Raw genomic sequence first — 24,666 nt, 5'->3', positions numbered from 1 at the left:
GGAACCCGGGATGAGCGACATGATCACCGCGGACCTGGTCGATCTCGACCTGGCCGCGCACACCAAGGAAGAGGCGGCCCGTTCGCTCGCCGAGCGCATGGCGGGGCTCGGCCGGGTGACCGACCTCGACGGCTTCCTGGCCGACGTGGCGGCGCGCGAGGCGCAGATGCCGACCGGGCTGGACGGCGGTATCGGCATCCCGCACTGCCGGAGCGCCCACGTCACGGAACCGACGCTCGCCTTCGGCCGCTCGGGCCAGGGTGTCGACTTCGGCGCCCCGGACGGCCCGGCGGACCTGATCTTCCTGATCGCCGCCCCGGCCGGCGCGGACGACGCCCACCTGACGATCCTCTCGTCCCTGGCCCGCCGCCTGATGGACCCCGACTTCACCTCCGCGCTCCGCACGACGGCGTCCCCGCCCGAAGCCGCCGCCCTGATCCGCGGCGACGCCCCGCCCCAGGACCCCGCCCCCGAGCGCCCCGAGGCCGCCGCACCGGCGGAGGGCCCCGCGCGGGCCGGCTCCGCCCTCGAGGCCGCCGCGCCCGCGACGGCTGAGGACGTCGCCTCCGGTGGGGCCCCTGCCGGAGCGGGGAGCGCTCCCTCCGAGGGTGAGTCGAGGGCGGCCACCGACGTCGACGCCGCTGTGCCGGGCGACGTCACCGGGGACGGCGCCGCCGCGGGCCCCGCCTCCGGCGGCGGGCCGTCCGGGCCGGAGGGCCGTGCCGCCGGGGGGCCGGGGGGAGCCCCCGGAGGTGAGGAGGCGCCGGTGACCTTCCGGATCGTGGCGGTGACGTCGTGCCCGACCGGCATCGCGCACACCTACATGGCGGCCGAGTCCCTGGAGAGCGCCGGGCGGGACGCGGGAGTCGAGGTGGTGGTGGAGACCCAGGGTTCCGCCGGGTTCACCCGGCTCGACCCCGCCGTCGTCGCGGCAGCCGACGGCGTGATCCTCGCGCATGACGTCCCGGTCCGGGAGAAGGAACGGTTCGCCGGGAAGCCCACCGTCGACGTCGGCGTCAAGGCCGGGATCAACCGGGCCGCCGAGCTGATCGCCGAGGTCCGGGGCAAGGCCGAACGAGGCGAGGTCACCACCACGGCACCCCCGGGCACGCCCGTCGAGAACGCGGGCGAGCCCGGCGAGGGCTACGGCACCAAACTCCGCAAGTGGCTGATGTCGGGCGTCAGTTACATGGTGCCGTTCGTCGCCGCGGGTGGGCTCCTCATCGCCCTCGGCTTCGCCATCGGCGGCTACACCGTCAAGGACGCCCCCTCCGTCGCCGGGTACTTCGCCTGGGGGCAGGCCGACAGCTGGGCCGCGCTCCTCTTCCAGATCGGTGCCCTGGCGTTCAGCTTCCTCGTTCCCGTCCTCGCCGGTTACATCGCGTACGGCATGGCCGACCGCCCCGGGCTGGTGCCCGGATTCGTGGGCGGCGCCGCCGCGCTGGCCATCAACGCCGGGTTCCTCGGCGGCCTGGCCGCCGGTCTGATCGCGGGCGGGGTCGTGCTGGCGATACGGCGGATCAGGGTGCCCGGCCCGCTGCGCGGCATCATGCCCGTGGTCGTCATCCCCCTCATCTCCTCCGCCGTCGTCGGCTTCCTGATGTTCCTGGTGATCGGCAAGCCCATCGCGTCGCTCCAGAAGGCGCTGACCGACTGGCTGTCGGGACTGTCCGGCGCCAACGCGGTCGTCCTCGGCGTGATCCTCGGCCTGATGATGTGCTTCGACCTGGGCGGGCCGCTCAACAAGGTCGCCTACGCCTTCGCCATCGGCGGGCTCGCCGACCCCAACGAGGGCTCGCTGAAGGTCATGGCCGCCGTGATGGCCGCCGGCATGGTGCCGCCGCTGGCGATGGCCCTGGCCACGGTGGTGCGCGGCAAGCTGTTCACCAGGGCCGAGCGGGAGAACGGCAAGGCGGCCTGGGTGCTCGGCGCCTCGTTCATCACCGAGGGCGCGATCCCCTTCGCCGCCGCCGACCCGCTGCGCGTCATCCCCTCGGCGATGGTGGGCGGCGCCGTCACCGGCGCCCTGTCGATGCTCTTCGAGTGCACCCTGCGCGCCCCGCACGGTGGCGTCTTCGTCGTCCCGCTGATCGGCAACCCACTGCTCTACCTGGTCGCGATCGTCGCCGGCACCCTGGTGAGCGCCGCACTCGTCCTGCTGCTCAAGGGCCACGCCCGCAAGGCGTCCACCCCCGCCTCGGCGGCGGACGAGCCGGGGGAGACGCACGAGAAGGTCGCCGTCGCGGCCTGACACCGACGGACCCGGTCCGTCAGCGCACGCGCCCCCGCACCCGCGCGCGGAGCTCCATGGCCTCGCGCGCGGCCGACTCGTCCTCGTAGACCTCGCACATGTGCCTGCCGTCAGGCGTCGCCGTGTGCTCCACCTCCCAGAGGCTCATCTCACTGCCGTCCAGCAGCAGGAACGCGTGCTCGTACAGCGTGAACCCGGCGTCCTTGCCCAGCACGCTGAACTGGCGGCCGAAGACCTGCTTGATGTGGTGGGCGAACGCGCCCCGCAGCCGCGCGGCCACCGCCTCGCCGGGCCGGTCCTCGTTCTCCGCGCGGCGCAGCACCCGGCGGGCGTGGTCGGCCGAGTCGTCCGGCATGTACACCGTCGGGGCAGGCGCCATCGGCCGGGCCAGCAGCGCGCCCAGCAGCTCCAGGTCCGCGTCGAGGTCCATGTGCAGGTCCACGGCCAGGTCGTCGTCCGGTTCGGGGAAGCCGACGGGCAGGCGGGAGGCGGCGAGGCGTACGTCGGTCTCGTCCGCGTACAGCTCGTGCTGCTCGGTGCCGGTGCGCCCGGTGTTGTGCACCAGCTCCCACAGCGTCAGCGACGATCCGTCTGCCAGCAGGTACGTGTGCCGGTACGTCGCCCGGTGGAGCGCCGCGCTGTGGTGCGACGAGTGCAGCGAACTGGCGTGCGCCAGCGCGGAGTCCAGTCGCTCGACCAGCGCGTCGGGCAGGTCGAAGGAGTTGAGCGCCCGCCCCAGGAGGCGCTCGACGTGCATCTCGGTCGTCTCGTCGTTCGGAACGTTCAAGAGGGGTCTCCAGGCCGTCGCCGCGTGTCACTCGATGCTTGCTTAAGGTAGTGCCTGGGTCTGACAACGCGTCCGACTTCCCCAAAACGAGGGGCGCGCGGCACGAGTTCCCGCGCGCCCCGTCCAACTCGGTGTCGGCCCCCCTCAGTCGAGGCGGTACAGATCCCGGTACGCGGGGAAGTCGCCACCCGGACCCGAAACCGACTCGGCGGCCAGCACCGCCCGCACGATCGCCCTGGTCACCACGGTGGCACCGGCCGCCAGTACCTCGTTCAGCGCGAGCGGGCCGTGCGTGTCCGGCAGGGGGCGCTCGCCCGTCGCGAGGGTGAACACGGTGTCGCCGTCGTTGAGCAGGTGGACCGGCCGCACGGCGCGCGCGATCCCGTCGTGCGCCGTCCCCGCGAGCTTCTGCGCCTGCGCCCTGGTCAGTTCCGCGTCCGTACCGACCACCGCCAGCGTCGTGTTCAGCGGCGGCCAGTCGTTGCGCTCCAGCGCCTCGGCCAGCCGCCGTGCCGCCGCCGCGTGCACCTGTGGGGCGGGCAACTCCATCGGCCCGTCCCCGTACGCCCCGTACAGCGCCCCCGTCAGCGGATCGACCGCCGAGCCCACCGCGTTGGCCACGACCAGCGCGCCGACGGTGATCCCGCACGGCAGGACCGTACTGGCCGTACCGACCCCGCCCTTCATCCCACCGATCACCGCCCCGGTCCCGGCTCCGACGGCCCCGCACTCCACAGGGGCGCGGGGGCCCGCCGCGTCCGCCGCCTCCACCGCCGCGCGCCCCGTCGACGCGTCCGGGCGCGCCTTCCAGTCGCCGCCCCGGCCCAGGTCGAACACGCACGCCGCCGGAACGACCGGCACCACCTGCGACGGGTCCGGCCCCACGCGCACGCCCCGCCCGCGTTCCTCCAGCCAGGCCATCACGCCGGCCGCCGCCTCCAGCCCGTACGCGCTGCCGCCCGTCAGCACCACCGCCTCGATGCGCTGAACCAGGTTCCGCGGGTCGAGCGCGTCCGTCTCCCGGGTGCCGGGGCCGCCGCCGCGCACGTCCACCGCCGCGACCGCCCCGCCCTCGGGCGCCAGGATCACGGTGGTGCCGCTGAGCGCGTTGTCCCCCGGTACGCGCGCGTGGCCGACCCGGAGCCCGGCCACGTCCGTCAGTGCGTCATTCATCCTCCTTGCGTACCACGCGCCGTACGGGCGGTGAGCAGGACCCCGGCGGCGACGGCCGCCGCCGCGACGAATCCGGCCGTGAGGACACCCCAGCGCCCGGCGAACGTGGAGAGCAGGATCCCGAGCGCGGCGCACGGCAGCACGAGCTGCTGAGCGATGCCGACTTTGAAGTAGCGGGAGTGCAGCGTCCACAGCAACAGCAGGAACAGTGCCGACGGCAGGGTCACCGCGGCCGCCGCGGCGGTCGCCGACAGGTGGGCCTTGCCGACGGCCTGCTCGACCGCGACCTCGATGCCCGCGCCGATCGCGGCCGCCGACGCCTGGATCAGATAGTGCCCGTAGCCCCAGAGGAACGCCTGCCGGTTGGACAGCAACCGCTGGTGGGCCGGGACGATGAAATAGATCCACCAGGCGGCGAAGATCAGCAGCAGCCCGCCGGCCGCGATGGGCAGCAGGTCGCCCAGCGCGTCGTTCTCCTCCACGCCCGTCTTCACGGCGACGGTCGCCGCGGCGATGGTCTCGCCGAGAACGATGATGGTGAACAGCCCGTACCGCTCGGCGATGTGGTGCGCGTGCCAACTGGAGGCGTAGTCCTTCTCCGCCAGAGGCGGTACGGACAGTTCGGCCACCACCATCACGAGGAAGACCCACGGGCGGCCCTCCTCGGGCACGAACACCAAGGCGGTCCAGCCGAGCTGGCAGAGCGTCACCCCTGCCGCGTACCGCAGCGCCATCGTGCGCTCCGCCCCGGTCGCGGCCCGTGCGGCTCGCAGCCACTGCGAGGCGAGGGCGAGCCGCATCACCACGTACCCGAGCCACACGACGAAGAAGTCCTGCTCCTCGAAGGCCTGGGACACCCCGGCGGCGAGGATCAGGACGCCGGAGATCTGGACGAGGGTCACCACGCGGTAGAGGGTGTCGTCGTTGTCGTACGCCGAGGCGAACCACGTGAAGTTCATCCACGCCCACCAGATGGCGAAGAACACCATCGCGTACCGGGCGATGCCGTCCCCGGCATGGCCCTCGGCGACGGCGTGCACGAGCTGGACGCCCGCCTGCGCGACCGCCACGACGAAGCACAGGTCGAAGAAGAGCTCCAGGGGTGTCGCGGTGCGGTGCGCCTCGTCGCGGCTGCGGGAGACCAGGGGCCGCAGGGGGCCGGGGGAAGGGGTGGTCATCCCACCAGAACAGCAGAGGCGCCGCCGCCGGGCGCCATCCGTGGGAAGCGATCACCCCCGAAGTCCCCACAACGGGCGAACCGTGATGGACGCACCTACGGTGGCCGCGTGACCACACCCCCCGACCACCCGCCCCGGGGCGCCGCCCCCACCCCGGCGGACCCGGCCGGCCCCCCGGCCCCCGGCGCGCCGCCCGAGGACGAGCCGGAGCCCGGTGACGCCCCGGCCCCCACGGGCGAGCCAGGCCCTGGCGCCCTGCCCGCCCCCACGGGCGAGCCCCCGCCCGGCGCCCCGCCCGCCCCGACGGGCGCCCCGGCCCCCGGCGCGCCGCCCGCCCCGACGGACGCTCCGGCCCCCGGCGCGCCTCCCGAGCCCGAGCCCGGCCCCGAGGACGAGCCGGAGGACGAGCCCACGCCCGAGTCCGGCCGCTGACAACCGGCGTACGCTGGGACCATGAGGACCGCCCCCGCCCCCGGACCGCGAGACGCGAAGAGCGAATCGGCGCCGGAGGAAGAGAAGAACCCGCAGAATCCGAGGAACACACCGAGTCCGGACAGCGCGGACAGCCCGAACAGTCCGAGCAGTAGTCCGGCCAGTCCCAAGAAGAGGACACCGGCGCTGATCTTCGACGATCCGCTGGACCAGCCATCCGCGGACGATACGGACCGTGGGTGGGGCGAGCGGCCTCCGGGCGGCGCCGACAGCGCCGCCGATCTCGCGCGATTCCTCGACGAGAAGCCGCCGCACCACCTCTGAGCCGGCTGCCCTACGGAGCGCCGCGCTCCGCACCGCGCTGCGCGACGAGGGCGTCGCGGATCTCCTTGAGCACCTCCAGTTCGGTGACCTCCAAGGTCTCCTCCACGCCCCTCTTCTCCTTCTCCAATGCCGCACGGCGCGCCAGGTACCTGGCCATGGGGAGCACCATCAGGAAGTAGACGACGGCCGCGGTGATCAGGAAGCTGAGGGTGGCACTGAGCACCGAGCCCCACAGGATGGCGACGCCCTGGACGACCTCGCCGCTGTCGTTCACCTGGCACGGGGCCTTCAGGCAGGACCGGTAGCTCTCCAGGTTCTTGGTGCCGAAGGCGCCGACGACGGGGCTGATCACTCCTTTGACGATCGCGTTCACGATGTTGGTGAAGGCGGCTCCGATCACCACGGCGACCGCCAGGTCGATCACATTCCCGCGCATGAGGAAGGCCTTGAAGCCTTCCAGCAGGTTCTGATTCTTCTCCTGGCTCACCACGGTGCCCTTCGTCGCATGTGCAGTCGGCGGAGTCATTACGCCCGTCAACGGGCACAACCGTCCAATCCGTACACACGGACAGGTGAGGTGGCAGCCCCTCAGTACGACGGGGGCGTGCCGGCCGGCTCAGCACAGCGTCACGGCCAGACGGGACGTCGCCCCCGCGCCCGCCAGCGCGGTGGCGGTGGCGCGCGGGACGGACAGCACGACCAGCGCACCGCCGTCCGCCGACTCACCACTCGCGCGCGGCACCTTCTCCACGCGAGCGCCTCTGGCCACCACGCGGGCGTCGTCACCGTCCGCCGAGGGCGAGAGGGGTGAGGCGATCACGTCGACGCGGTCACCGGGCCGCAGCAGGCGGACGGTCGCGCCGTCCGCGATCCGCACGGGGGCGGACACCACCTCGACCGGCTTCCGCTCCCGCTCGGGCGCCGCGGCGGCCTGCGGTCTGTCCGTCTCGGCGGGCCCGCGGGACCCCGAGGCCGAGGCGGCCAGCGCCGCGGCGGTCATGGCGAGACCTGCCGCCATCGCACGCCGCCTGCGCCGCACGGCCCGCCGCAGCCGGTGACGGCCGCCGCGCACCCGCAGCGGGGCGAACTGCGGCACCCCGCAGGTCTCGGGCACCGGCGCCGGGGCGGCCCAGCGGGCGCCGGGCGGGAGGACAGCCGAGCCTGCCGGAGCCGGAAGCGCAGAAGTGTGCGGGGGGTGCGCCCCCGCGCCAGGAAACGAACGGGGAACAGGAAACGAACCGGGAACAGCGAGATGACGGGACGTCATGGCAACCACCGCCTGCCGTGAGAGACCGGGACCGGGCATCAGCTCCGCCGGCTTTCGCCGACGCCCCTCACGATCCCGCGTCCCCGCCGATCCCGCCCGAGCCTGTGGACAACCCCCGCGGTGGGGAAAACCCCGTCACCCCCCGGAGCGCCCAGCGGCCAAGGCCTAGGTCAAGGCCACCGCCAAGGCCACGGCCTAGGTCAAGGCCAAGACCACCGCCGAGGTCAAGGCCAAGGCCACCGCCAAGGCCAAGGCCTAGGTCAAGGCCAAGGCCACCGCCGAGGTCAAGGTCAAGGCCACCGCCAAGGCCAAGACCACGGCCACGATCACGGAAGCCGGATGCCCAGGTCCCAGCCGTCGTGCGCGTGGGTGCACAAGCAGGAGCGGCTGCCGGTCTCGGGCAGCCCGGCGACCGCGTCGAAGAGCACCTCCCGCAGCCGGCCCACGTTCTCGCCGAACACCCTCAGTACCTCGGTGTGCGAGACGCCGTCGCCGGTTTCGGCGCCCGCGTCCAGGTCCGTCACCAGGGCCATCGAGGTGTAGCAGAGCCCCAGCTCTCGGGCGAGGTAGGCCTCCGGGTGCCCCGTCATGCCGACCACCGACCAGCCCATGGCGGCGTGCCACTGGGACTCGGCGCGGGTGGAGAAGCGCGGGCCCTCTATGACGACCATGGTCCCGCCGTCCACCGCTTCCCAGCCCCGTCCGTGCGCCGCGGCGAGGGCCACCTTGCGGCCGTCGGGGCAGTACGGGTCGGCGAAGGAGGTGTGCACGACGTTCGGCACGGTCCCGTCCGGCAGGGGTTCACCGTCGAAGAACGTCTGTGTACGGGTCTTCGTCCGGTCCACCAGCTGGTCCGGCACCAGCAGCGTGCCGGGCCCGTATTCGGGGCGCAGGCCGCCCACCGCGCACGGCCCGAGGACCTGGCGTACGCCGACCGACCGCAGGGCCCACAGGTTGGCCCGGTAGTTGATGCGGTGCGGCGGCAGGTGGTGGCCGCGACCGTGCCGGGGCAGGAAGACGACCCGGCGCCCGGCGAGCTCGCCGAAGAACAGCGCGTCGCTCGGGCTTCCGTACGGGGTGGTCACCGGGACCTCGGTGACGTCCTCCAGGAAGGAGTAGAACCCCGAGCCGCCGATGACGCCGATGTCCGCGCGCATGTCCGCGCCGGTGCCTGCAGTCGCTGCGTTCGCCATGCGGCTCACCCTAACGGGGCCCCGATGCACCGAGGACCCCGCCGTGGGAAACGGCAGGGTCCAGGGGGAAGCCGGATCCGGATCAGGCGGCGGAGCTGGAGCTTCCGGCCGCGCTCGAGGAAGCGGGCTTGGAGTCCGACGAAGAGCTGGACGCCGAGGAGCTCGACGAGGACGAGCTCGACGACGAGCTGCTCGAGCCCGACGACTTCGAGGCGGGCGAGCTGCTCGACGAGGCGCCGCGGCTGTCATTGCGGTAGAAGCCGGAGCCCTTGAAGACAATGCCGACGGCCGAGAACACCTTCTTCAGGCGTCCCTGGCAGCTCGGGCACTCGGTCAGGGCGTCATCGGTGAACTTCTGCACCGCCTCGAGGCCCTCGCCGCACTCGGTGCACTGGTACTGGTAGGTCGGCACTTGTCTTCCTCCTGGCACTCTCACTCAATGAGTGCTAACGACAGTCCATACTGACGTATTCCGCGGGATCAGTCCACCGTCACGGGTACGCGGTGACCGACGCCACGTGCCACGGTCCGGGTCGCCGGACGTGCCCCGAGGCGCGACCGGAGGGCCAGCAGGGTGGCCAGCGCCAGTGCGGTACCGGCCAGCGGGACCAGGAAACCGGCGCTCGCGCCGTACCCGTCCGCGAGCCGTCCGGCCACCGTCACGGCGGCCGCCTGGCCCAGCGCGACGGCGCCCGTCAGCCAGGTGAACGCCTCGGTCCGGGCGGACGCCGGGACCAGGGACTCGACCAGCGTGTAGCCGCTGATCAGCGCGGGAGCGATGCAGAGGCCGACGACCAGGCCGAGCGCGCCCAGCAGCACCACGGAGTGCGCGGACCACAGGAGCGAGGCGGCGACGGTGAGGCCCGCGTACCCGAGGATCAGCCGGCGGCGGGGGCCCGACTTCCAGGCGATGGCGCCGACGGCGATGCCGGCCAGCATGTTGCCCGCGGCGAAGAGGCCGTACAGCAGGCCGTTCATGCCCGGCTGCCCGATCTCCTCGGTGAACGCGGTCAGCGAGACCTGCATGCCGCCGAAGACGGATCCGATGCCCAGGAAGGCGATGGCCAGGACGCGTACGCCGGGCACCGACAGGGCGGAGACGCGCTCCACGCGCGCGTGGGCGGGGTTGTGCCCGTGCGCGGGCTGGGTGCGGCGCTGGGCGGCGAAGAGCAGGCCGCCCGCCAGCGTCAGTGTCGCCTCGGCGATCAGGCCGGCGGCCGGGTGGACGCCGGTGCACAGCGCGGTGGCGAGGACGGGACCGACGACGAAGGTGAACTCGTCCGTGACGGACTCGAAGGCCGCCGCCGTCGACATCAGGGGCGAGCCCTCCAGCTTCGCGGCCCAGCGGGACCGCACCATGGGCCCGATCTGGGGCACGGAGGCGCCGGTCGGCACCGCCGCCGCGAACAGGGCCCACAGGGGGGCGTCCGCCAGGGCCAGTGCCGTCAGGGCGGACACCGACAGGGTGTGGACGAGGACGCCGGGGACCAGGACGGCGCGCTGTCCGAAGCGGTCGGCGAGCCTGCCGCTCTGCGGCGCGAACAGGGCCATGGACACGCCGGTGAACGCGGCGACGGCGCCGGCGCTGCCGTACGAACCGGTGGTGTGCTGCACCAGCAGGACGATGCCGATGGTCAGCATCGCGAAGGGCTGCCTCGCGGCGAAGCCGGGGAGCAGGAACGTCCAGGCTCCCGGGGTGCGCAGGAGCTGCCCGTATCCAGGACGCGTGACAGCGTCGGACGGAGTGACCGTGGCTGTGTCAACAGCGGAGGGCACGGCCCGTGCCTTTCTGCCGCCTGGTAGCGCTCCCCTGGGTGTCGGGAGCCGCCGAGAGCTGTCCTCTTGCGCGGAACTGCGGTAGATACCGGGCCCCACTGCGAGGGAGCGTCACGGCCGCCATACGGTCGCGCCAGCTCTGCGTCAGGCAGAGTTGGTCGATCAGTGTGCCTTCATGGTACAGGGAGAAGCGGGTGTGGTGCCTGTGAAATTGCCGATACGGGCAGTCGTCACCTCCGATTAACCGTACGTTTCCCTTCCGCTTTCTGCCCGCGGTCTCCTCACCTTCCTCCGTTCCCGCCCGTGCCCAGCCAGTCGGCCAGCTTGCCGCCCTGGGAAACGGCCCGCAGCCGGCGCTCTGCGGCGTCCCGGACCGGGTCCGTCGCCACCACCAGCAGCTCGTCACCGCGCCGCAGCACGGTCGTGGGCCCCGGGACGAAGCTCCGGCCGTCCCGTACGACGAGGGTGACGGCCGCGCCCGGGGGCAGCCGCAGCTCCGCGACCTCCACACCGTGCATCCGGGACTGCTCCGGGACGGCCACCGACAGCAGGTGTCCGCGCAGCCGCTCCAGGGGGGCCGACTCGACGCCCAGGTCGGCGGCCTCCGCCGAGTCGCCCAGCCGCAGCGCCCTGGCGAGCCAGGGCAGGGTCGGGCCCTGCACCAGCGTGTAGACGACCACCAGCACGAAGACGATGTTGAAGATCTTCTCGCTGCCCTCGATCCCGGACACCATGGGGATGGTCGCCAGGATGATGGGCACGGCGCCGCGCAGCCCCGCCCAGGACATCAGGGCCTGCTCCTGCCAGGGGATGCGGAAGGGCAGCAGGCTCAGGAAGACGGACAGCGGCCGCGCCACCACCGTCAGCACCAGCCCGACCATCACCGCCGGCCAGAAGTCGTCGACCAGCTCGTGCGGGGTCACCAGGAGGCCCAGGAGGACGAACATGCCGATCTGGGCGATCCAGCCCAGACCCTCGGCGAAACCACGGTTGGCGGGCGCGTGCGGCAGCTTGGCGTTGCCCAGGACCACCGAGGCCAGGTAGACCGCGAGGAAGCCGCTGCCGTGCGCCATGGCACCGGCCGCGTACGCCACCACCGCGATCGCCATCACCGCGATCGGGTACAGGCCGGAGGCGGGCAGGGCCACGTGCCGCAGTCCGAAGGAGCCGAGGAATCCGACCGCCAGCCCGATGGCCGCGCCGATGGCCAGTTCCATCGCGATCGTGCCGAGCAGCGCGTACCAGCTGTCGACCGGGCCGGTCGTCGAGAAGGCCACCACCAGGATCACGACGGGGGCGTCGTTGAAGCCGGACTCGGCCTCCAGTGTGCCGGTCACGCGTGAGGGGAGGGGCACCTTGCGCAGGACGGAGAAGACGGCGGCGGCGTCCGTCGAGGAGACGACCGCGCCGATGATCAGTGCCTGCCGCCACTCCAGGCCCACCCAGTAGTGCGCCGCCGTGGCCGTGACCCCCACGCTCACCGCGACGCCGGCGGTCGACAGGACGGCCGCCGTGGGCAACGCGGGTTTGATCTCCTTCCACTTGGTTCCCAGGCCACCCTCGGCCAGGATCACCACAAGTGCGGCATAGCCGATCACCTGGGTCAATTCGGCGTTGTCGAAGTGGACATTGCCGATCCCGTCCTGCCCGATGGCGATCCCGATCCCGAGGTACAGGAGCAGGCTGGGGAGCCCGCTCCGGGAGGAGATCCGCACCGCCGCGACGGCGATGAGCAGCACGACCGAGCTGATGAGCAGGAGTTCGTTGAGCTGGTGGACAGTCAGTGGCCGACCCTTTCCTCGTGCGCGCGCCGGAGTGTTCCCGCCGTCGGTACTTCGTTACCTTACCTAATCATTAACGCTTTCTTGATGCCGGTCCGGGGTCGCGGCGCTCGTGAAGAGTCCCCGAGGAGGGGCCCCTTACTGACACCGCGTCCGGGCCGGGTGGGCGCTGCGCCTATGGTTGCTCCAGCACTCCAGGACCAGCCTGCGCCTCGAAGGACAGCGATGCCCGCCAACACCACCGCCGCTTCCACCAAGAAGAAGGGGCGACGTGCCCGTCTGCTCGTGATCGCCCTGGTGCTGGCGCTGGTCGCGGGCGTCGGCTACGGCGCCTACTGGAGCGTCAGCACCGTGCGCGCCCCCTTCCCGCAGACCACCGGCACCCTCAAGCTGGACGGCCTCTCCGGCCCCGTCGACGTGAAACGGGACGACTACGGCGTTCCGCAGATCTACGCCTCCACCGACGAGGACCTGTTCCGCGCCCAGGGCTATGTCCAGGCGCAGGACCGGTTCTGGGAGATGGACGTCCGCCGCCACATGACGGCCGGGCGCCTGTCGGAGATGTTCGGCAAGGAGCAGGTCGACACGGACGCGTTCCTGCGGACCCTGGGCTGGCACCGGGTGGCGCAGGAGGAGTACGACAAGCTCCTGTCGCCCGACACCAAGAAGAACCTGCAGGCCTACGCCGACGGCGTCAACGCGTACCTCAAGGGCAAGGAGGGCCGCGACATCTCGGTCGAGTACGCCGCCCTCGCCTTCAGCAACGACTACGCCATCGAGCCCTGGACGCCGGTCGACTCCGTGGCCTGGCTGAAGGCCATGGCCTGGGACCTGCGCGGCAACATGCAGGAGGAGATCGACCGTTCGCTGATGACCACCAGGCTCAGCGAGAAGCAGATCAAGGACCTCTACCCGGAGTACCCCTACGACCTGCACCGCCCGATCGTCGACGGGGGCGGCGTGGACGAGGCGACCGGGAAGTTCGACCCCTCCGGCAAGGGCGGCAGCCAGGACACGGGCGACGGCCAGGGACAGGGCCAGGGGCAGGGCCTCGGCACGGGCCAGGGTTCGGGTCAGGGCCTCGGTTCCGGCCAGGGCTCCGACAGCCCGCAGGGCGCCACCCAGGGCCTCCAGTCGCAGCTCTCCGCGCTGTCCTCCTCCCTGGAGAAGATCCCCGCCCTGCTGGGCCCCAACGGCAACGGCATCGGCTCCAACTCCTGGGTCGTGTCCGGCAAGTACACGACCACCGGCAAGCCGCTGCTGGCCAACGACCCGCACCTGGCGCCCCAGCTTCCCTCGCTCTGGTACCAGATGGGCCTGCACTGCCGTTCCGTCTCCGACAAGTGCCGTTACGACGTGTCCGGCTACACCTTCTCCGGCATGCCGGGCGTGGTCATCGGTCACAACCAGGACATCGCCTGGGGCTTCACCAACCTGGGCGCGGACGTCAGCGACCTCTACCTGGAGAAGATCACCGACAGCGGTTACCTGTTCGACCGCAAGGAACGGCCCTTCATCACCCGCGAAGAGGACATCAAGATCGCCGGCGGCACGAAGAAGACGATCACCGTGCGGTCGACGAACAACGGTCCTCTGGTCTCCGACCGCAGCAACGAGCTGGAGAAGGTCGGCGACGAGGCTCCCGTGGACGCCGCCGCCCCGGACCGCGGCGACGGCTACGCGGTGGCCCTGCGCTGGACCGCCCTGGACCCGGGCAAGTCCATGGACGCCGTGTTCAAGCTGAACCGCGCCACCGACTTCAAGCAGTTCCGTGAGGCCGCCCGCGACTTCGACGTGCCCTCCCAGAACCTGATCTACGCCGACGCCAAGGGCGCCGAGGGCAACATCGGCTACCAGGCACCCGGCAAGATCCCGGTCCGCCAGAAGGGTCACGACGGCACCATGCCGGCGCCCGGCTGGGACCCGAAGTACACCTGGACGAAGAAGTTCGTCCCCTTCGAGGAGCTGCCCTACGAGGAGAACCCGGAGCGCGGCTACATCGTGACCGCCAACCAGGCCGTGATCGACGCGGACACGTATCCGTATCTGCTCACCGAGGACTGGGGATACGGCTCGCGGAGCCAGCGCATCAACGACCTCATCGAGTCCAAGACCAAGGACGGGGCGAAGGTCTCCACCGAGGACATGCGCACCATGCAGACGGACAACAGCAGCGAGATCGCCAAGCTGCTGACGCCCTACCTGCTGAAGATCGACATTTCCGACCCGCACGTCCGTGAGGCCCAGAAACTCCTCGAGGGCTGGCACTACACCCAGGACGCGGACTCGGGCGCGGCCGCCTACTTCAACGGCGTCTGGCGCAACGTCCTCAAGCTCGCCTTCGGCAACAAGCTGCCCAAGGAGCTGCGGGTCAAGGGCGAGTGCCTGAACGTCCGTCCCGCCGACTCCACCGGGCCGGTCGACGAGCAGGACAGGCTGGTGCGGGAGTGCGGGCAGCGGGACGCCGAGACGGCCCAGCCGGACGGCGGCGACCGCTGGTACGAGGTGGTCCGCCGGATCCTCGAGGACGAGAAGAACGAGTGGTGGAAGTCCGCCCCCAACCGCACGTACCGGCTGGGCACCGACACCCGCGACGAGCTGCTGAAGCGGGCCATGGTGGACGCCCGCTGGGAACTGACGTCCAAGCTCGGCAAGGACGTCAACAGCTGGAGCTGGGGCCGGCTGCACCAGCTGACCCTGACGAACCAGACCCTCGGTACCGAGGGCCCGGGCGTCATCCAGTGGCTGCTCAACCGGGGCCCGTGGAACCTCTCGGGCGGCGAGGCGGCGGTCAACGCCACCGGCTGGAACGCCGCCGGCGGGTACGGGGTGGTGTGGGTGCCGTCGATGCGGATGGTCGTGAACGTCGGCGACTGGGACAAGTCCCGGTGGATCAACCTGACCGGAGCCTCCGGGCACGCCTACAACGCCCACTACACCGATCAGACCGACAAGTGGGCCAAGGGCGAGCTGCTCGACTGGCCCTACGGCAAGCAGGCGGTCGACGCCAAGACCGTCGACACGCTCGTCCTCACGCCGTAGCGGCGGCGCCACCGGAGCCCGAGCGCTCCTAGGCCCGGAAGCGGAGGGTGACCTCCGGGGTCACCACCGCGTGCACGGGGTGGTCGTGCGGTTCCTCCGGGACCCGCTCGACCACCTCGTGTGCGTAGAGGAGCACCACCAGCGCCGGATCGTGCCCGGCCCGCGCGATGCGGGCCAGGACCCGGTCGTACGAGCCGCCTCCCCGCCCCAGCCGCATGCCCCGCGCGTCCACCGCCAGGCCGGGCAGGAGGACCGTGTCGGCTCCCAGGACGGCGTCCACGCCCAGCCGGGGCCCGGAGGGCTCCAGGAGCCCGCGCCGGGCCCGTACGAGCCGCTCGGCGCCCTCGTAGGCGGCCCAGTCCAGGTCGTTGTCCTCCAGCAGGACCGGCAGCAGGACGCGAACGCCCCGCTCGCGCAGTGCGTCGAGCAGCGCGCGCGTGCCCGGTTCGCTCCCCATGGAGACGTATGCGGCGACTGTCCAGGCCCGCCGCAGCTCGGGCAGGTTCAGGGCGACGTCCGCGAGAACCGCGGCGGCCTTCTGGACGTCATCACTGGTCAGGAGGGCGCGCGCGGCAAGAAGTTGGCGCCGCAGAGCGGGCTTTTCGGGCATGTCGCCGGTCACGATGACGTCACAAAACCTCTCGTACATGGCCGTATGAGTACGAAGTTAACCGGAAGCTAATCTTCCGCCCATACCGACCGGATATGGTGCTCCGCATGACTCAGTCGCACCCCAGGATCAGCAAGGCTGTCATCCCCGCCGCCGGCCTCGGCACCAGGTTCCTGCCGGCCACGAAAGCCACTCCCAAAGAGATGCTGCCTGTGGTCGACAAGCCCGCCATCCAGTACGTCGTCGAAGAGGCCGTGGACGCCGGCCTGTCCGACGTACTGATGATCACCGGCCGCAACAAGCGGCCGCTCGAGGACCACTTCGACCGCAACTACGAGCTCGAGGAAGCCCTCATCAAGAAGGGCGACCAGGAGCGCCTCGCCAAGGTCCAGGAGTCCAGCGACCTGGCCACCATGCACTACGTCCGCCAGGGCGACCCGCGCGGGCTCGGCCACGCCGTCCTGTGCGCCGCCCCGCACGTCGGCAACGAGCCCTTCGCCGTGCTCCTCGGCGACGACCTCATCGACCCGCGCGACCCCCTGCTGTCCCGCATGGTCGAGGTCCAGGAGCGCGAGGGCGGCAGTGTCATCGCCCTGATGGAGGTCGAGCCGTCCCAGATCCACCTCTACGGCTGCGCGGCCGTCGAACCCACCGGCGACGCCGACGTCGTGAAGGTGACCAACCTGGTCGAGAAGCCCGATCCGGCGGAGGCGCCCAGCAACTACGCCATCATCGGCCGGTACGTCCTCGACCCCGCCGTGTTCGGGATACTGCGCGAGACCGCCCCCGGCCGGGGCGGTGAGATCCAGCTGACCGACGCGCTGCAGAAGCTCGTCGCCGACGAGTCGGCGGGGGGCCCGGTGCATGGTGTCGTCTTCAAGGGCCGCCGCTATGACACCGGCGACCGCGGCGACTACCTGCGGGCCATTGTCAGACTCGCGTGCGAACGTGAGGATCTGGGACCGGACTTCCGGAACTGGCTTCGCAGTTACGTCACCGAGGAGATGCAGGGACTGTGAGTACGACCTGGTCGGTGGACGAGCACCTGGAGGACATCCTCCAGGCGGTCCACCCGCTCGATCCCATCGAGCTGCAGCTGCCCGACGCCCAGGGCTGTGTCCTGGTCGAGGACGTCATGGTGCCCGTCGCCCTGCCGCCCTTCGACAACAGCTCCATGGACGGGTACGCGGTACGGGTCGCCGATGTCACCGGCGCCACCGAGGAGTTCCCGGCGGTGCTCACGGTCATCGGTGACGTGGCGGCGGGCAGCGAGGGTCTGCCCACCGTCGGCCCCGGCCAGGCCGCCCGCATCATGACCGGCGCCCCGCTGCCGCCCGGCGCCGAGGCCGTCGTCCCGGTCGAGTGGACCGACGGCGGCACCGGCGGCGCGCCCGCCACCGGCATGCGGGCCGCGAGCGCCGCCCCCGAGGGTGCCACCGGCGAGGTCCGCGTCCACCGCCCCGTCGAGGCCCGCGCTCATGTACGCGCGCGGGGCAGCGACGTCCAGGCCGGCGACCTGGCCCTGGAGGCGGGCACGGTCCTCGGCCCGCCGCAGATCGGCCTGCTCGCCGCCATCGGCCGCGGCACCGTGCGGGTGCGTCCCCGCCCGCGCGTGGTCGTGATCTCCACCGGCAGCGAACTGGTCCAGCCCGGCGAGGAGCTGGGCCAGGGCCGGATCTACGACTCCAACAGCTTCGCCCTGGCCGCCGCCGCGCGGGACGCGGGCGCCATCGCCTACCGGGTCGGCGCCGTCACCGACGACGCCACGACACTGCGTGCCGCCATCGAGGACCAGCTCATCCGTGCCGACCTGCTGGTCACCACCGGCGGGGTCAGTGTCGGCGCGTACGACGTCGTCAAGGAGGCCCTCTCCTCGGTGGGCGACGAGGACGAGCCGGGCAGCGGCATCGACTTCCGCAAGCTCGCCATGCAGCCGGGCAAGCCGCAGGGCTTCGGCTCCATCGGCCCGGAGCACACCCCGCTGCTGGCCCTGCCCGGCAACCCGGTCTCCTCCTACGTCTCGTTCGAGCTGTTCGTCCGCCCCGCGATCCGCGCCCTCATGGGCCTGGCCGACGTGCCCGACTCCCAGCGGCCACGCGTGCGTGCCACGCTCGCCGCCGACAAGCCGCTGTCCTCACCGGCCGGCAAGCGCCAGTTCCTGCGCGGCACGTACGACGCCGAGGCCGGCGCGGTCACCCCTGTGGGCGGCGCCGGGTCCCACCTGATCGCCGCCCTCGCGCACGCGGACGCCCTGCTCGTCGTACCGGAGGACACCACGACGGTCGAGCCGGGCGACGACCTGGACGTGGTCCTCCTCGGCTGAGAGCCCCGCTGTGGCGGTACCGTGTCTGCCGCTGTGCCTTCCCGGGGGACCACCCCCGGCCCTCGCCGGCGCGACAATGGCCGTGCGGGGCAATCGGCGCCGGAACACGCGAGGCGGAGTTCAGCAGTGAGTACGCAAGGCAGCCTGACGCACATCGACGAGTCGGGGGCGGCCCGTATGGTCGACGTCTCCGAGAAGGACGTCACCGCCCGCACCGCCCGCGCCACCGGCCGGGTCCTCGTCTCGCCCCGGGTGATCGAGCTGCTGCGCGGCGAGGGTGTCCCCAAGGGCGACGCCCTCGCGACCGCCCGTATCGCGGGCATCATGGGCGCCAAGCGCACCCCCGACCTCATCCCGCTCTGCCACCCGCTGGCCGTCTCGGGCGTGAAGCTGGACCTGTCGGTCGCGGACGACGCGGTCGAGATCGCGGCGACCGTCAAGACCACCGACCGCACGGGCGTCGAGATGGAGGCCCTCACGGCCGTGTCGGTGGCCGCGCTGACCGTCGTCGACATGATCAAGGCCGTCGACAAGGCCGCCGTCATCACCGACGTACGGGTGGAGGAGAAGACGGGCGGCAAGTCCGGCCACTATCGGCGCGCCGAGGCGGAAGGGGCGCAGGCATGACGCCCCGGGGCGGACACGTCCACGGCGCACACGCCCACGAGCCGGAGCGCGCCGCCGCGCCGCACGCCTCCGAGCACGGCCCCACCCCGCACGCCCCCCGGCAGGAGCACGCCTCCCCGCCGGAGCATGCTTCCCGGCCCGAGGGCGCGCCCACCGGCGGGGCCCCGTACCGGGCCCTGGTCGTGACCGCCTCCAACCGGGCGTCCGCCGGGGTCTACGAGGACAAGGGCGGCCCCATCCTCGCCGAAGGGCTCGCCCGGCTGGGCTTCGGCGTCGACGGACCTCAGGTCGTCCCGGACGGCGATCCCGTCGAGGCCGCGCTGCGCGCCGGGGTCGAGGCCGGGTACGACGTCATCCTCACCACGGGCGGCACCGGCGTCTCGCCCACGGACCGCACCCCCGACGTGACCCGCCGCGTCCTCGACCACGAGGTCCCCGGCATTCCGGAGGCCGTCCGCGCCTACGGCCGCGACAAGGTTCCGACCGCCGCCCTGTCCCGGGGGCTGGCCGGGGTGGCCGGCCGCACCCTGATCGTCAATCTGCCCGGCTCCACCGGCGGCGTCCGCGACGGCCTCGCCGTCCTGGAACGCCTCCTGGTCCACGCGGTCGACCAGCTCCGCGGCGGCGACCACCCCAGACCGTCATGAACCCGGCCTGGCCCGTGACGCTGGCGGACGGCGCCGTCGTCCTGCGGCCGATAAAGCTGCGCGACCAGCGGGACTGGCGCGAGGTGAACCGGCGCAACCGTGACTGGCTGCGCCCCTGGGAGGCGACCATCCCGCCGCCCGCGCCCGGCATCCCGCTCGCCCAGCGCCCCACGTACCGCCAGATGGTCCGCCATCTGCGCGCCGAGGCGAACGCGGGCCGGATGCTGCCGTTCGTCGTCGAGTACGAGGGCCGGCTGGTCGGCCAGCTCACCGTCGCGGGCATCACCTGGGGTTCGATGTGCTCGGGCCATGTCGGGTACTGGGTGGACCGCGAGGTCGCCGGTCGGGGCGTCATGCCGACCTCCGTGGCGCTCGCCGTCGACCACTGCTTCCGCACGGTGGGCCTGCACCGGATCGAGGTGTGCATCCGCCCGGAGAACACCCCGAGCCGCCGGGTCGTGGAAAAACTGGGGTTCCGGGAGGAAGGGCTGCGTCCCCGCTACCTCCACATCGACGGCGCCTGGCGCGACCACCTCGTCTTCGCGCTCACCGCTGAGGAGGTCCCGGAAGGACTCCTGCGCCGCTGGCACAGGATCAGTCGCGGAACGCCACGCTGACCGATCACGTAAATAAAATATGTGTTCGAATTCGGTCGCCGTTCTATCGCAACCGGTCGGAACAATCACAAAAAAATTCAATGAGATCAGCCAGATCGTGCGACACACCGGCCCAATTGGCCGATGGCCGGATGCGAACCCCTCTACGGTGTGAGACGTGAGCAGCAGCGGCCTCATCTACGCAGTCATCGTCGGGGCCTGGGCCGCCTACCTGGTGCCGATGTGGCTCCGCAGGCAGGACGAGCTGAACGAAGCCCGTCCGACGGAACGCTTCAGCACCGCCATCCGGCTCCTGTCCGGACGGGCGGGCATGGAGCGCCGGTACGCCAAGGAGTTGCGCGAGCGCACCGCCGAACAGGCGGCGTCTCCCGACGTCGACCCGGACGCCGAGACCGAGCACCTGAGCTCGGTCGACGTCCGGGCCTTCGCCGCGCCCCCGGACCGTACCGAGGCGCGCCTGGAGGTCCCCGAGGTCCCGCCGGCGAGGCCACGCCCCGCGAGGCGCCCCCGGCCCGCCGGCGCGGCGGCCGAGCGGGCCCGGCGCTCCAAGGTCCTGGCCAGGCGTCGGCGCACCACGGTCGTCCTCTTCCTCGCCTTCACGCTCGGCGCGATCGTCGCGGCCGTCGGCGGCCTGGCGTTCCTGTGGGCCCCCGGGGTCCCGGCCGTGCTGCTGAGCGCCTACATCGTGCACCTGCGCGCCCAGGAGCGCCGGCGTTTCGTGTACGTCATGGACCGGCGCCGTGCCGAGGCCGCCGCACAGCGTCTCCGTGAGAGCCGCCCGCGCGGCCGGCCCGCCCCGGACCACGACGACGACGCGCCCGAGGCCCGCCACCCGCAGCCGGAGCCCGAACCGGCCCCCGCGCTCACCCCGCAGGAGGCCGGGCGCCGCGCGCTGGTCGAGCAGACCGACCACGCCGAGTGGGTGGACCAGCAGCGCGACCACGGCCCGACCCGCGGCGACAGCTGGGACCCGGTCCCCGTGCCGCTGCCCACGTACGTCACCGCGCCGGTCGCCCCGCGCGCGACGGGCGGCGTGGACGTCACCGACCCGGAGACCTGGAGCGCGGCCCGCTCGTCCGCCGCGGAACCCACGCCGCCCCCGGCCACCCGGCAGAACCCTCACCCCAGCCCGCATCCGCCGCGCCGCTCGCACGACCACGGCCGGACGCCGCTCTTCGACCAGTACGCGGACGAGGACCGCCCGCGCGCGGCCAACGAGTGAGGGTGGCGTGACGGGCCTCCCGGCCGCCCGCGAGGAACGGATTTCCAAGCACCCGGATCGGGATGCTAATGTTTCACACGTCGCAAGGGCCTGTGGCGCAGACTGGTAGCGCACCTCGTTCGCATCGAGGGGGTCAGGGGTTCAAATCCCCTCAGGTCCACGCACACACAAGATCCCGTCCGATCATTCCGATCGGGCGGGATCTTGTCGTTGGGGCCCGGGGTGGTCGGTGGGCAGGGGCCCGGAGGATCGTGCCGTGCCGTACGGGGATGGGCCGAATTGGCGGCGGGCGCCGCCCGCCGGAACTCTTGTTCCGTACCGGCGGGTTATGGAAAGCTGTGCAGCCCCGCGGGCCCAACAGGGCTTAATTGAGCGGCAGTTCGAATTCCTGGGCGGTGGCATCCCTAAAGGGAATCGCGCCGACAAGGTATGTACCAATCAGGCTGCGTTCTCCTTCAGCCCCCCATCGCAATGCCCTGAATGGAAATATCCCATGCCCTCTTCCCGTCCCGAGCGTTCCGTCCCGCCGCCGCCCCCTTACGCACCCACCTCGGGAGGGGCGGACGCGGCACTGGCCGCCATGCTGGGCGCGGCGCCCGGCAGCGGGGGCCCGGCCGACTCGTATCCCGCGACCGCCCTGATGGCGCGGCACTGCGGAGCGGTCAGCGACTACGCGGTACTGCTCACCGCATCGCGTACCTACGCCTCGATGGTGGTGTCGGCCGCCTTCGCGCAGGTGCTGGACGAGCTGCGGTACGGCGGCGGAGGCGGCCCGGAGGGGGCGCTGCGGCCGCGGCTGCTGGTGGCCGTGCGCCGGACCGTCGCGGATTGGGCGGGGGACCCCCGTATCGCCGCTCTGCTGACCGGCCTGCCGCGGCCCGCCGGGCCCGCGCCGGACCGGCAGCTCGTCGCCCGGGCGTTCGCGGCCCTGCCGGGAGAGGCGCAGGTGCTCCTCTGGCACCGGGAGGTCGAGGCGGAGGGGATATCCATTCCGGCCGCTTTGCTCGCCATCGATCCCCGCACCGCGACGGCACAACTCGAAGACGCCCGCGAACTGTTCCGTGCCGGTTGTCTGCGCGCCCATTCGGAGCTCGCGGCGGACCCGGAATGCCGTCACTACAACCGGCTGCTCGACATATCGCTGCGCCGCGGCGGCGCGCTGATCCCGGACATTCAGCGGCATTTGGCGAAGTGCCGGCACTGCCGGTACGCGGCGGACCAGTTGCGCCACTCCGACGGGCGGCTGGCGCTGCTGCTGGCCGAGGGCGTGCTCGGCGAGGGCGCCCGCGGGTACGTCGAGTCGCGGCCCGGCCGCTCCCGTGCCCGGACCCGTACCGGTGCGCCTGCCGTGCCGAGGAGGGCGGGCCGGCACTCGCGTGTCGTGCCGGCTGGTGCCGCGCGGCGCCTCGCCGGGGCCGTGCCGGGCGGGGGAGCGCTCCTGGTGGGGCTCGGGCTCCTGATGGCCGGTGCCCTGGCCGCGGCGGCCCTGTCGGGCTTCTGGGCGGAGCAGGGCGGGCCGAGCGCCGGAGCGGTGACCCCTGGCGGCACGGTGACTCCGCCCGGCAGTACCGTCCCCGCGCCGGGTTCCCGGCCCACGACCGCTTCGCCGCCGCCGCCCGAGTCCGCCGGGCACGCCGGCGGAGGCCTGAGCACCCGGCTGCGCAACGCGGAGGCGGGGCTGTGCCTCGACGTCCGGGACGGCCGGCCGCAGGTCGGCACCGAACTGACGCTGGCGCCGTGTTCCGGCTCCCCGACGCAGCTGTGGCGGTACGAGCGGGACGGGCTGCTGCGGAGCGCCGCGGCGCCGGAGCTGTGTCCGAACTCGCAGGAGCGCTCGGGTGTGGTCGTGCTGCGGCTGTGCGCGACGCAGGCCGCCGTGACCGTGCGGTACGACCTGAGCATCCAGGGGCACGTGGTGCCCCGGTGGCACGCGGGCCTGGGTCTGATGCCCACCACCGCCCAGCCGGGCACCACCGTGGTGGTCAAGCTGCGCGACGGGGCGGCGTCCCAGCGCTGGCTGACCGACAACGCTGTCGGAGCCGTCCCCTCGCCCCGGCGGGCGGCCGACGACGCCGGTGCGGCCGGGGACACCGAGGTGGCCGGGGACACCGGGCAGGTGGGAGCCGCGCGCGCCGGGAAGGGCGCGTCACCGGAACGGCCGTCCGGCCCGCCGACGGCCCCTCCCGGGAGCGGAGCGCCGGACGGGGCGCCTCCTGCCGAGCGGTACGACGTGCGTGGCGTCAGCGACCCGTCACCCGGCAGCGGGCCGGGCAGCGGCCCCGGCGCCACGGAGTCCGCCGCTCCGGAGAGCGGTGTGCGTGACCCCGGCACCGCGGAGCTCGCCGGGGTGCCCGCGCCCCTGGAGGGTGCCGGACCGCTCGTCGTGGCCCTGGTCCCCGGCGGCGCGGGGTGATCACCGGCGGGGGTGGCCCCGCCGGTGACGCCGGGCCGGTTACGACACCTGGGCCTTGTCGTACAGGGCCTTGGCCTCGTTGCCGAAGTACGGGCCGAACATCCGGTTCGGCAGGAAGGTGTAGCCGAAGCTGTTCACCGAGACCTGCAGGCCCGTGCCCGTCGCCTCGCTGAATCCGGTGAACCAGGGGCCGCCGCTGGAGCCGCCCGTCATGTTGCAGCCCAGGCTGTGGTCCTGGGAGAAGAGGAAGTCCTTGGAGGAGTTCCCGCTGCAGTAGATCAGCTTCGATCCGTCGTACGGGGACGCGGCCGGGAAGCCGAAGGCGTACATCTGCTTGTTGTAGCCGCCGTTGAACTGGATGCCCTGGGCGCCGGTGACGGCGGTGAGCTTCTGGCCGCCCAGCGGGGCGACGACGGCCGCGCCGATGTCGTGGTTGATGTCCTCGCTCGCCTCCCACTGCGGGGTGGTGAGCGTCTTGGTGGCGGTCCACTGGCCGTAGGGGGCCTGGCCGTTGTTGTACGCGGGGACGAAGACCCAGTTGGTGTGCCAGCTTCCCTGGTACTTCACGCAGTGCCCGGCGGTGATGACCGTGCTGGCGTTCTGGCTGGTCACGGCGTTGCCGGAGCAGGAGGCGGTGCGGCCCTGGAAGGTGAAGAACACCCGGCCGGAGGTCTTCACGACCGCGCCGCCGGCGCTCCAGGCCCCGCCGGCCTGCGGGAAGGCGGTGGGCGCGATCGTGGTCGGTGCGGCACCGCCCGGTTCCGGGGCCCTGAGCTTCTTGACGGCCTGCGGGGTGAGCAGCAGGTCGAGCGGGGTGGCGCCGCGCATCCGCTCGGCGGTCCAGAAGGCCCGTGCCTTGTGCTGTTCGGCGGCGGTGACGGTCCGGGTGTCAGGGGCGGGTGCCGGCCCGGCCGCGGTGGCGGTGGTGGTCGACAGGGCGCCGGTGAGCAGGGCTCCGACGGTCAGCAGGACGCCCATGGCGGTGCGTTGGCCTCTCACGCAT

Annotated in this window: 22 protein-coding genes and 1 tRNA gene; 12 read left to right on the top strand and 11 right to left on the bottom strand. The window is 72.5% G+C overall.

The window, feature by feature from the left end:
• Window positions 1-10: 10 nt before the first annotated feature.
• Entirely contained in the window at window positions 11-2,251 is a 2,241-nt protein-coding gene (locus tag ACZ6C1_RS21850) for a PTS fructose transporter subunit IIABC (protein WP_469242848.1), read from the top strand.
• Between the two features lie 19 nt (window positions 2,252-2,270).
• Here ACZ6C1_RS21850 and ACZ6C1_RS21845 read toward each other — a convergent pair whose 3' ends face one another.
• The 3 genes from ACZ6C1_RS21845 to ACZ6C1_RS21835 form a co-directional block, all read right to left on the bottom strand.
• A complete protein-coding gene (locus ACZ6C1_RS21845; protein WP_469242995.1) occupies window positions 2,271-3,008 on the bottom strand; it encodes a DUF6227 family protein in 738 nt (245 codons plus the stop codon).
• Between the two features lie 174 nt (window positions 3,009-3,182).
• Window positions 3,183-4,211, bottom strand: a complete 1,029-nt coding sequence (locus ACZ6C1_RS21840; protein WP_469242847.1) for a P1 family peptidase — start codon at window positions 4,209-4,211, stop codon at window positions 3,183-3,185.
• Window positions 4,208-5,389: a low temperature requirement protein A gene (locus ACZ6C1_RS21835; RefSeq protein ID WP_469242846.1), complete on the bottom strand. Its 1,182-nt coding sequence runs from the start codon at window positions 5,387-5,389 to the stop codon at window positions 4,208-4,210. The genes ACZ6C1_RS21840 and ACZ6C1_RS21835 overlap by 4 nt, the downstream gene beginning before the upstream one ends.
• 108 nt (window positions 5,390-5,497) lie before the next feature.
• On the opposite strand from ACZ6C1_RS21835, the gene ACZ6C1_RS21830 reads away from it, so the two are divergent.
• Together ACZ6C1_RS21830 and ACZ6C1_RS21825 are read left to right on the top strand one after the other, a co-directional pair.
• Window positions 5,498-5,821 (top strand): hypothetical protein, encoded by a 324-nt coding sequence (locus ACZ6C1_RS21830; RefSeq protein WP_469242845.1) that lies wholly within the window; start codon window positions 5,498-5,500, stop codon window positions 5,819-5,821.
• A 21-nt stretch (window positions 5,822-5,842) separates the two neighbouring features.
• Complete coding sequence (locus tag ACZ6C1_RS21825) at window positions 5,843-6,145, top strand: hypothetical protein (RefSeq protein WP_469242844.1); 303 nt, start codon at window positions 5,843-5,845, stop codon at window positions 6,143-6,145.
• 10 nt (window positions 6,146-6,155) lie between these two features.
• Here the strand turns inward: ACZ6C1_RS21825 and mscL are convergent, their stop codons facing one another.
• From mscL to ACZ6C1_RS21795, 6 genes are all read right to left on the bottom strand, one after another.
• Complete coding sequence (gene mscL, locus ACZ6C1_RS21820; protein WP_469242843.1) at window positions 6,156-6,671, bottom strand: large conductance mechanosensitive channel protein MscL; 516 nt, start codon at window positions 6,669-6,671, stop codon at window positions 6,156-6,158.
• 90 nt (window positions 6,672-6,761) lie between these two features.
• Complete coding sequence (locus ACZ6C1_RS21815) at window positions 6,762-7,259, bottom strand: hypothetical protein (protein WP_469242842.1); 498 nt, start codon at window positions 7,257-7,259, stop codon at window positions 6,762-6,764.
• A 479-nt stretch (window positions 7,260-7,738) separates the two neighbouring features.
• A complete protein-coding gene (locus ACZ6C1_RS21810; RefSeq protein WP_469242841.1) occupies window positions 7,739-8,605 on the bottom strand; it encodes an S-methyl-5'-thioadenosine phosphorylase in 867 nt (288 codons plus the stop codon).
• An 82-nt stretch (window positions 8,606-8,687) separates the two neighbouring features.
• Window positions 8,688-9,017 carry an FmdB family zinc ribbon protein gene (locus ACZ6C1_RS21805; RefSeq protein WP_469242840.1) on the bottom strand — a complete coding sequence of 110 codons (330 nt, stop codon included), beginning with the start codon at window positions 9,015-9,017 and terminating at the stop codon, window positions 8,688-8,690.
• Between the two features lie 68 nt (window positions 9,018-9,085).
• Window positions 9,086-10,381, bottom strand: coding sequence for an MFS transporter (locus ACZ6C1_RS21800; RefSeq protein ID WP_469242839.1), 1,296 nt, complete (start codon window positions 10,379-10,381; stop codon window positions 9,086-9,088).
• A 281-nt stretch (window positions 10,382-10,662) separates the two neighbouring features.
• Entirely contained in the window at window positions 10,663-12,120 is a 1,458-nt protein-coding gene (locus ACZ6C1_RS21795; protein ID WP_469242838.1) for a potassium/proton antiporter, read from the bottom strand.
• Window positions 12,121-12,387: 267 nt separating this feature from the next.
• On the opposite strand from ACZ6C1_RS21795, the gene ACZ6C1_RS21790 reads away from it, so the two are divergent.
• Window positions 12,388-15,204, top strand: a complete 2,817-nt coding sequence (locus tag ACZ6C1_RS21790; protein WP_469242837.1) for a penicillin acylase family protein — start codon at window positions 12,388-12,390, stop codon at window positions 15,202-15,204.
• Window positions 15,205-15,232: 28 nt separating this feature from the next.
• Here ACZ6C1_RS21790 and ACZ6C1_RS21785 read toward each other — a convergent pair whose 3' ends face one another.
• Window positions 15,233-15,814, bottom strand: a complete 582-nt coding sequence (locus ACZ6C1_RS21785) for a 5-formyltetrahydrofolate cyclo-ligase (protein ID WP_469242994.1) — start codon at window positions 15,812-15,814, stop codon at window positions 15,233-15,235.
• A 107-nt stretch (window positions 15,815-15,921) separates the two neighbouring features.
• On the opposite strand from ACZ6C1_RS21785, the gene galU reads away from it, so the two are divergent.
• The 8 genes from galU to ACZ6C1_RS21745 all read left to right on the top strand — a co-directional run bounded on the left by galU (window position 15,922) and on the right by ACZ6C1_RS21745 (window position 23,663).
• On the top strand, window positions 15,922-16,833 hold the full coding sequence (gene galU / locus ACZ6C1_RS21780) for a UTP--glucose-1-phosphate uridylyltransferase GalU (RefSeq protein WP_469242836.1): 912 nt from the start codon (window positions 15,922-15,924) through the stop codon (window positions 16,831-16,833).
• Entirely contained in the window at window positions 16,830-18,137 is a 1,308-nt protein-coding gene (gene glp / locus ACZ6C1_RS21775) for a molybdotransferase-like divisome protein Glp (RefSeq protein ID WP_469242835.1), read from the top strand. Before galU ends, glp begins: the two co-directional genes overlap by 4 nt.
• Window positions 18,138-18,263: 126 nt before the next feature.
• Window positions 18,264-18,764 (top strand): cyclic pyranopterin monophosphate synthase MoaC, encoded by a 501-nt coding sequence (moaC, locus tag ACZ6C1_RS21770; RefSeq protein ID WP_469242834.1) that lies wholly within the window; start codon window positions 18,264-18,266, stop codon window positions 18,762-18,764.
• A gap of 176 nt (window positions 18,765-18,940) precedes the next feature.
• Window positions 18,941-19,411, top strand: a complete 471-nt coding sequence (locus tag ACZ6C1_RS21765; RefSeq protein WP_469242993.1) for a MogA/MoaB family molybdenum cofactor biosynthesis protein — start codon at window positions 18,941-18,943, stop codon at window positions 19,409-19,411.
• 14 nt (window positions 19,412-19,425) lie between these two features.
• A complete protein-coding gene (locus ACZ6C1_RS21760) occupies window positions 19,426-20,028 on the top strand; it encodes a GNAT family N-acetyltransferase (protein WP_469242992.1) in 603 nt (200 codons plus the stop codon).
• Window positions 20,029-20,185: 157 nt separating this feature from the next.
• Window positions 20,186-21,250 carry a divisome protein SepX/GlpR gene (gene sepX, locus ACZ6C1_RS21755; RefSeq protein ID WP_469242833.1) on the top strand — a complete coding sequence of 355 codons (1,065 nt, stop codon included), beginning with the start codon at window positions 20,186-20,188 and terminating at the stop codon, window positions 21,248-21,250.
• Window positions 21,251-21,336: 86 nt separating this feature from the next.
• Window positions 21,337-21,410 (top strand) — tRNA-Ala (locus ACZ6C1_RS21750).
• A 333-nt stretch (window positions 21,411-21,743) separates the two neighbouring features.
• Entirely contained in the window at window positions 21,744-23,663 is a 1,920-nt protein-coding gene (locus tag ACZ6C1_RS21745) for an RICIN domain-containing protein (protein ID WP_469242832.1), read from the top strand.
• Window positions 23,664-23,702: 39 nt separating this feature from the next.
• Here the strand turns inward: ACZ6C1_RS21745 and ACZ6C1_RS21740 are convergent, their stop codons facing one another.
• Complete coding sequence (locus ACZ6C1_RS21740; RefSeq protein ID WP_469242831.1) at window positions 23,703-24,662, bottom strand: trypsin-like serine peptidase; 960 nt, start codon at window positions 24,660-24,662, stop codon at window positions 23,703-23,705.
• Window positions 24,663-24,666 lie beyond the last annotated feature (4 nt).

The sequence above is a fragment of the Streptomyces sp. NPDC041796 genome (genome assembly GCF_055590785.1).
Note: the sequence above shows the minus strand (reverse complement) of the source record. Positions and strands in the feature narration are given on the sequence as shown.

Bases quoted from the DNA above. Each gene is read 5' to 3' on its own strand.
- ACZ6C1_RS21785 (WP_469242994.1), bottom strand. From the start codon at position 15,814: ATGCCCGAAAAGCCCGCTCTGCGGCGCCAACTTCTTGCCGCGCGCGCC.
- galU (WP_469242836.1), top strand. From the start codon at position 15,922: ATGACTCAGTCGCACCCCAGGATCAGCAAGGCTGTCATCCCCGCCGCC.
- ACZ6C1_RS21745 (WP_469242832.1), top strand. From the start codon at position 21,744: ATGCCCTCTTCCCGTCCCGAGCGTTCCGTCCCGCCGCCGCCCCCTTAC.
- ACZ6C1_RS21840 (WP_469242847.1), bottom strand. From the start codon at position 4,211: ATGAATGACGCACTGACGGACGTGGCCGGGCTCCGGGTCGGCCACGCG.
- ACZ6C1_RS21790 (WP_469242837.1), top strand. From the start codon at position 12,388: ATGCCCGCCAACACCACCGCCGCTTCCACCAAGAAGAAGGGGCGACGT.
- ACZ6C1_RS21845 (WP_469242995.1), bottom strand. From the start codon at position 3,008: ATGCACGTCGAGCGCCTCCTGGGGCGGGCGCTCAACTCCTTCGACCTG.
- ACZ6C1_RS21850 (WP_469242848.1), top strand. From the start codon at position 11: ATGAGCGACATGATCACCGCGGACCTGGTCGATCTCGACCTGGCCGCG.
- ACZ6C1_RS21835 (WP_469242846.1), bottom strand. From the start codon at position 5,389: ATGACCACCCCTTCCCCCGGCCCCCTGCGGCCCCTGGTCTCCCGCAGC.
- ACZ6C1_RS21825 (WP_469242844.1), top strand. From the start codon at position 5,843: ATGAGGACCGCCCCCGCCCCCGGACCGCGAGACGCGAAGAGCGAATCG.
- mscL (WP_469242843.1), bottom strand. From the start codon at position 6,671: ATGACTCCGCCGACTGCACATGCGACGAAGGGCACCGTGGTGAGCCAG.
- ACZ6C1_RS21810 (WP_469242841.1), bottom strand. From the start codon at position 8,605: ATGGCGAACGCAGCGACTGCAGGCACCGGCGCGGACATGCGCGCGGAC.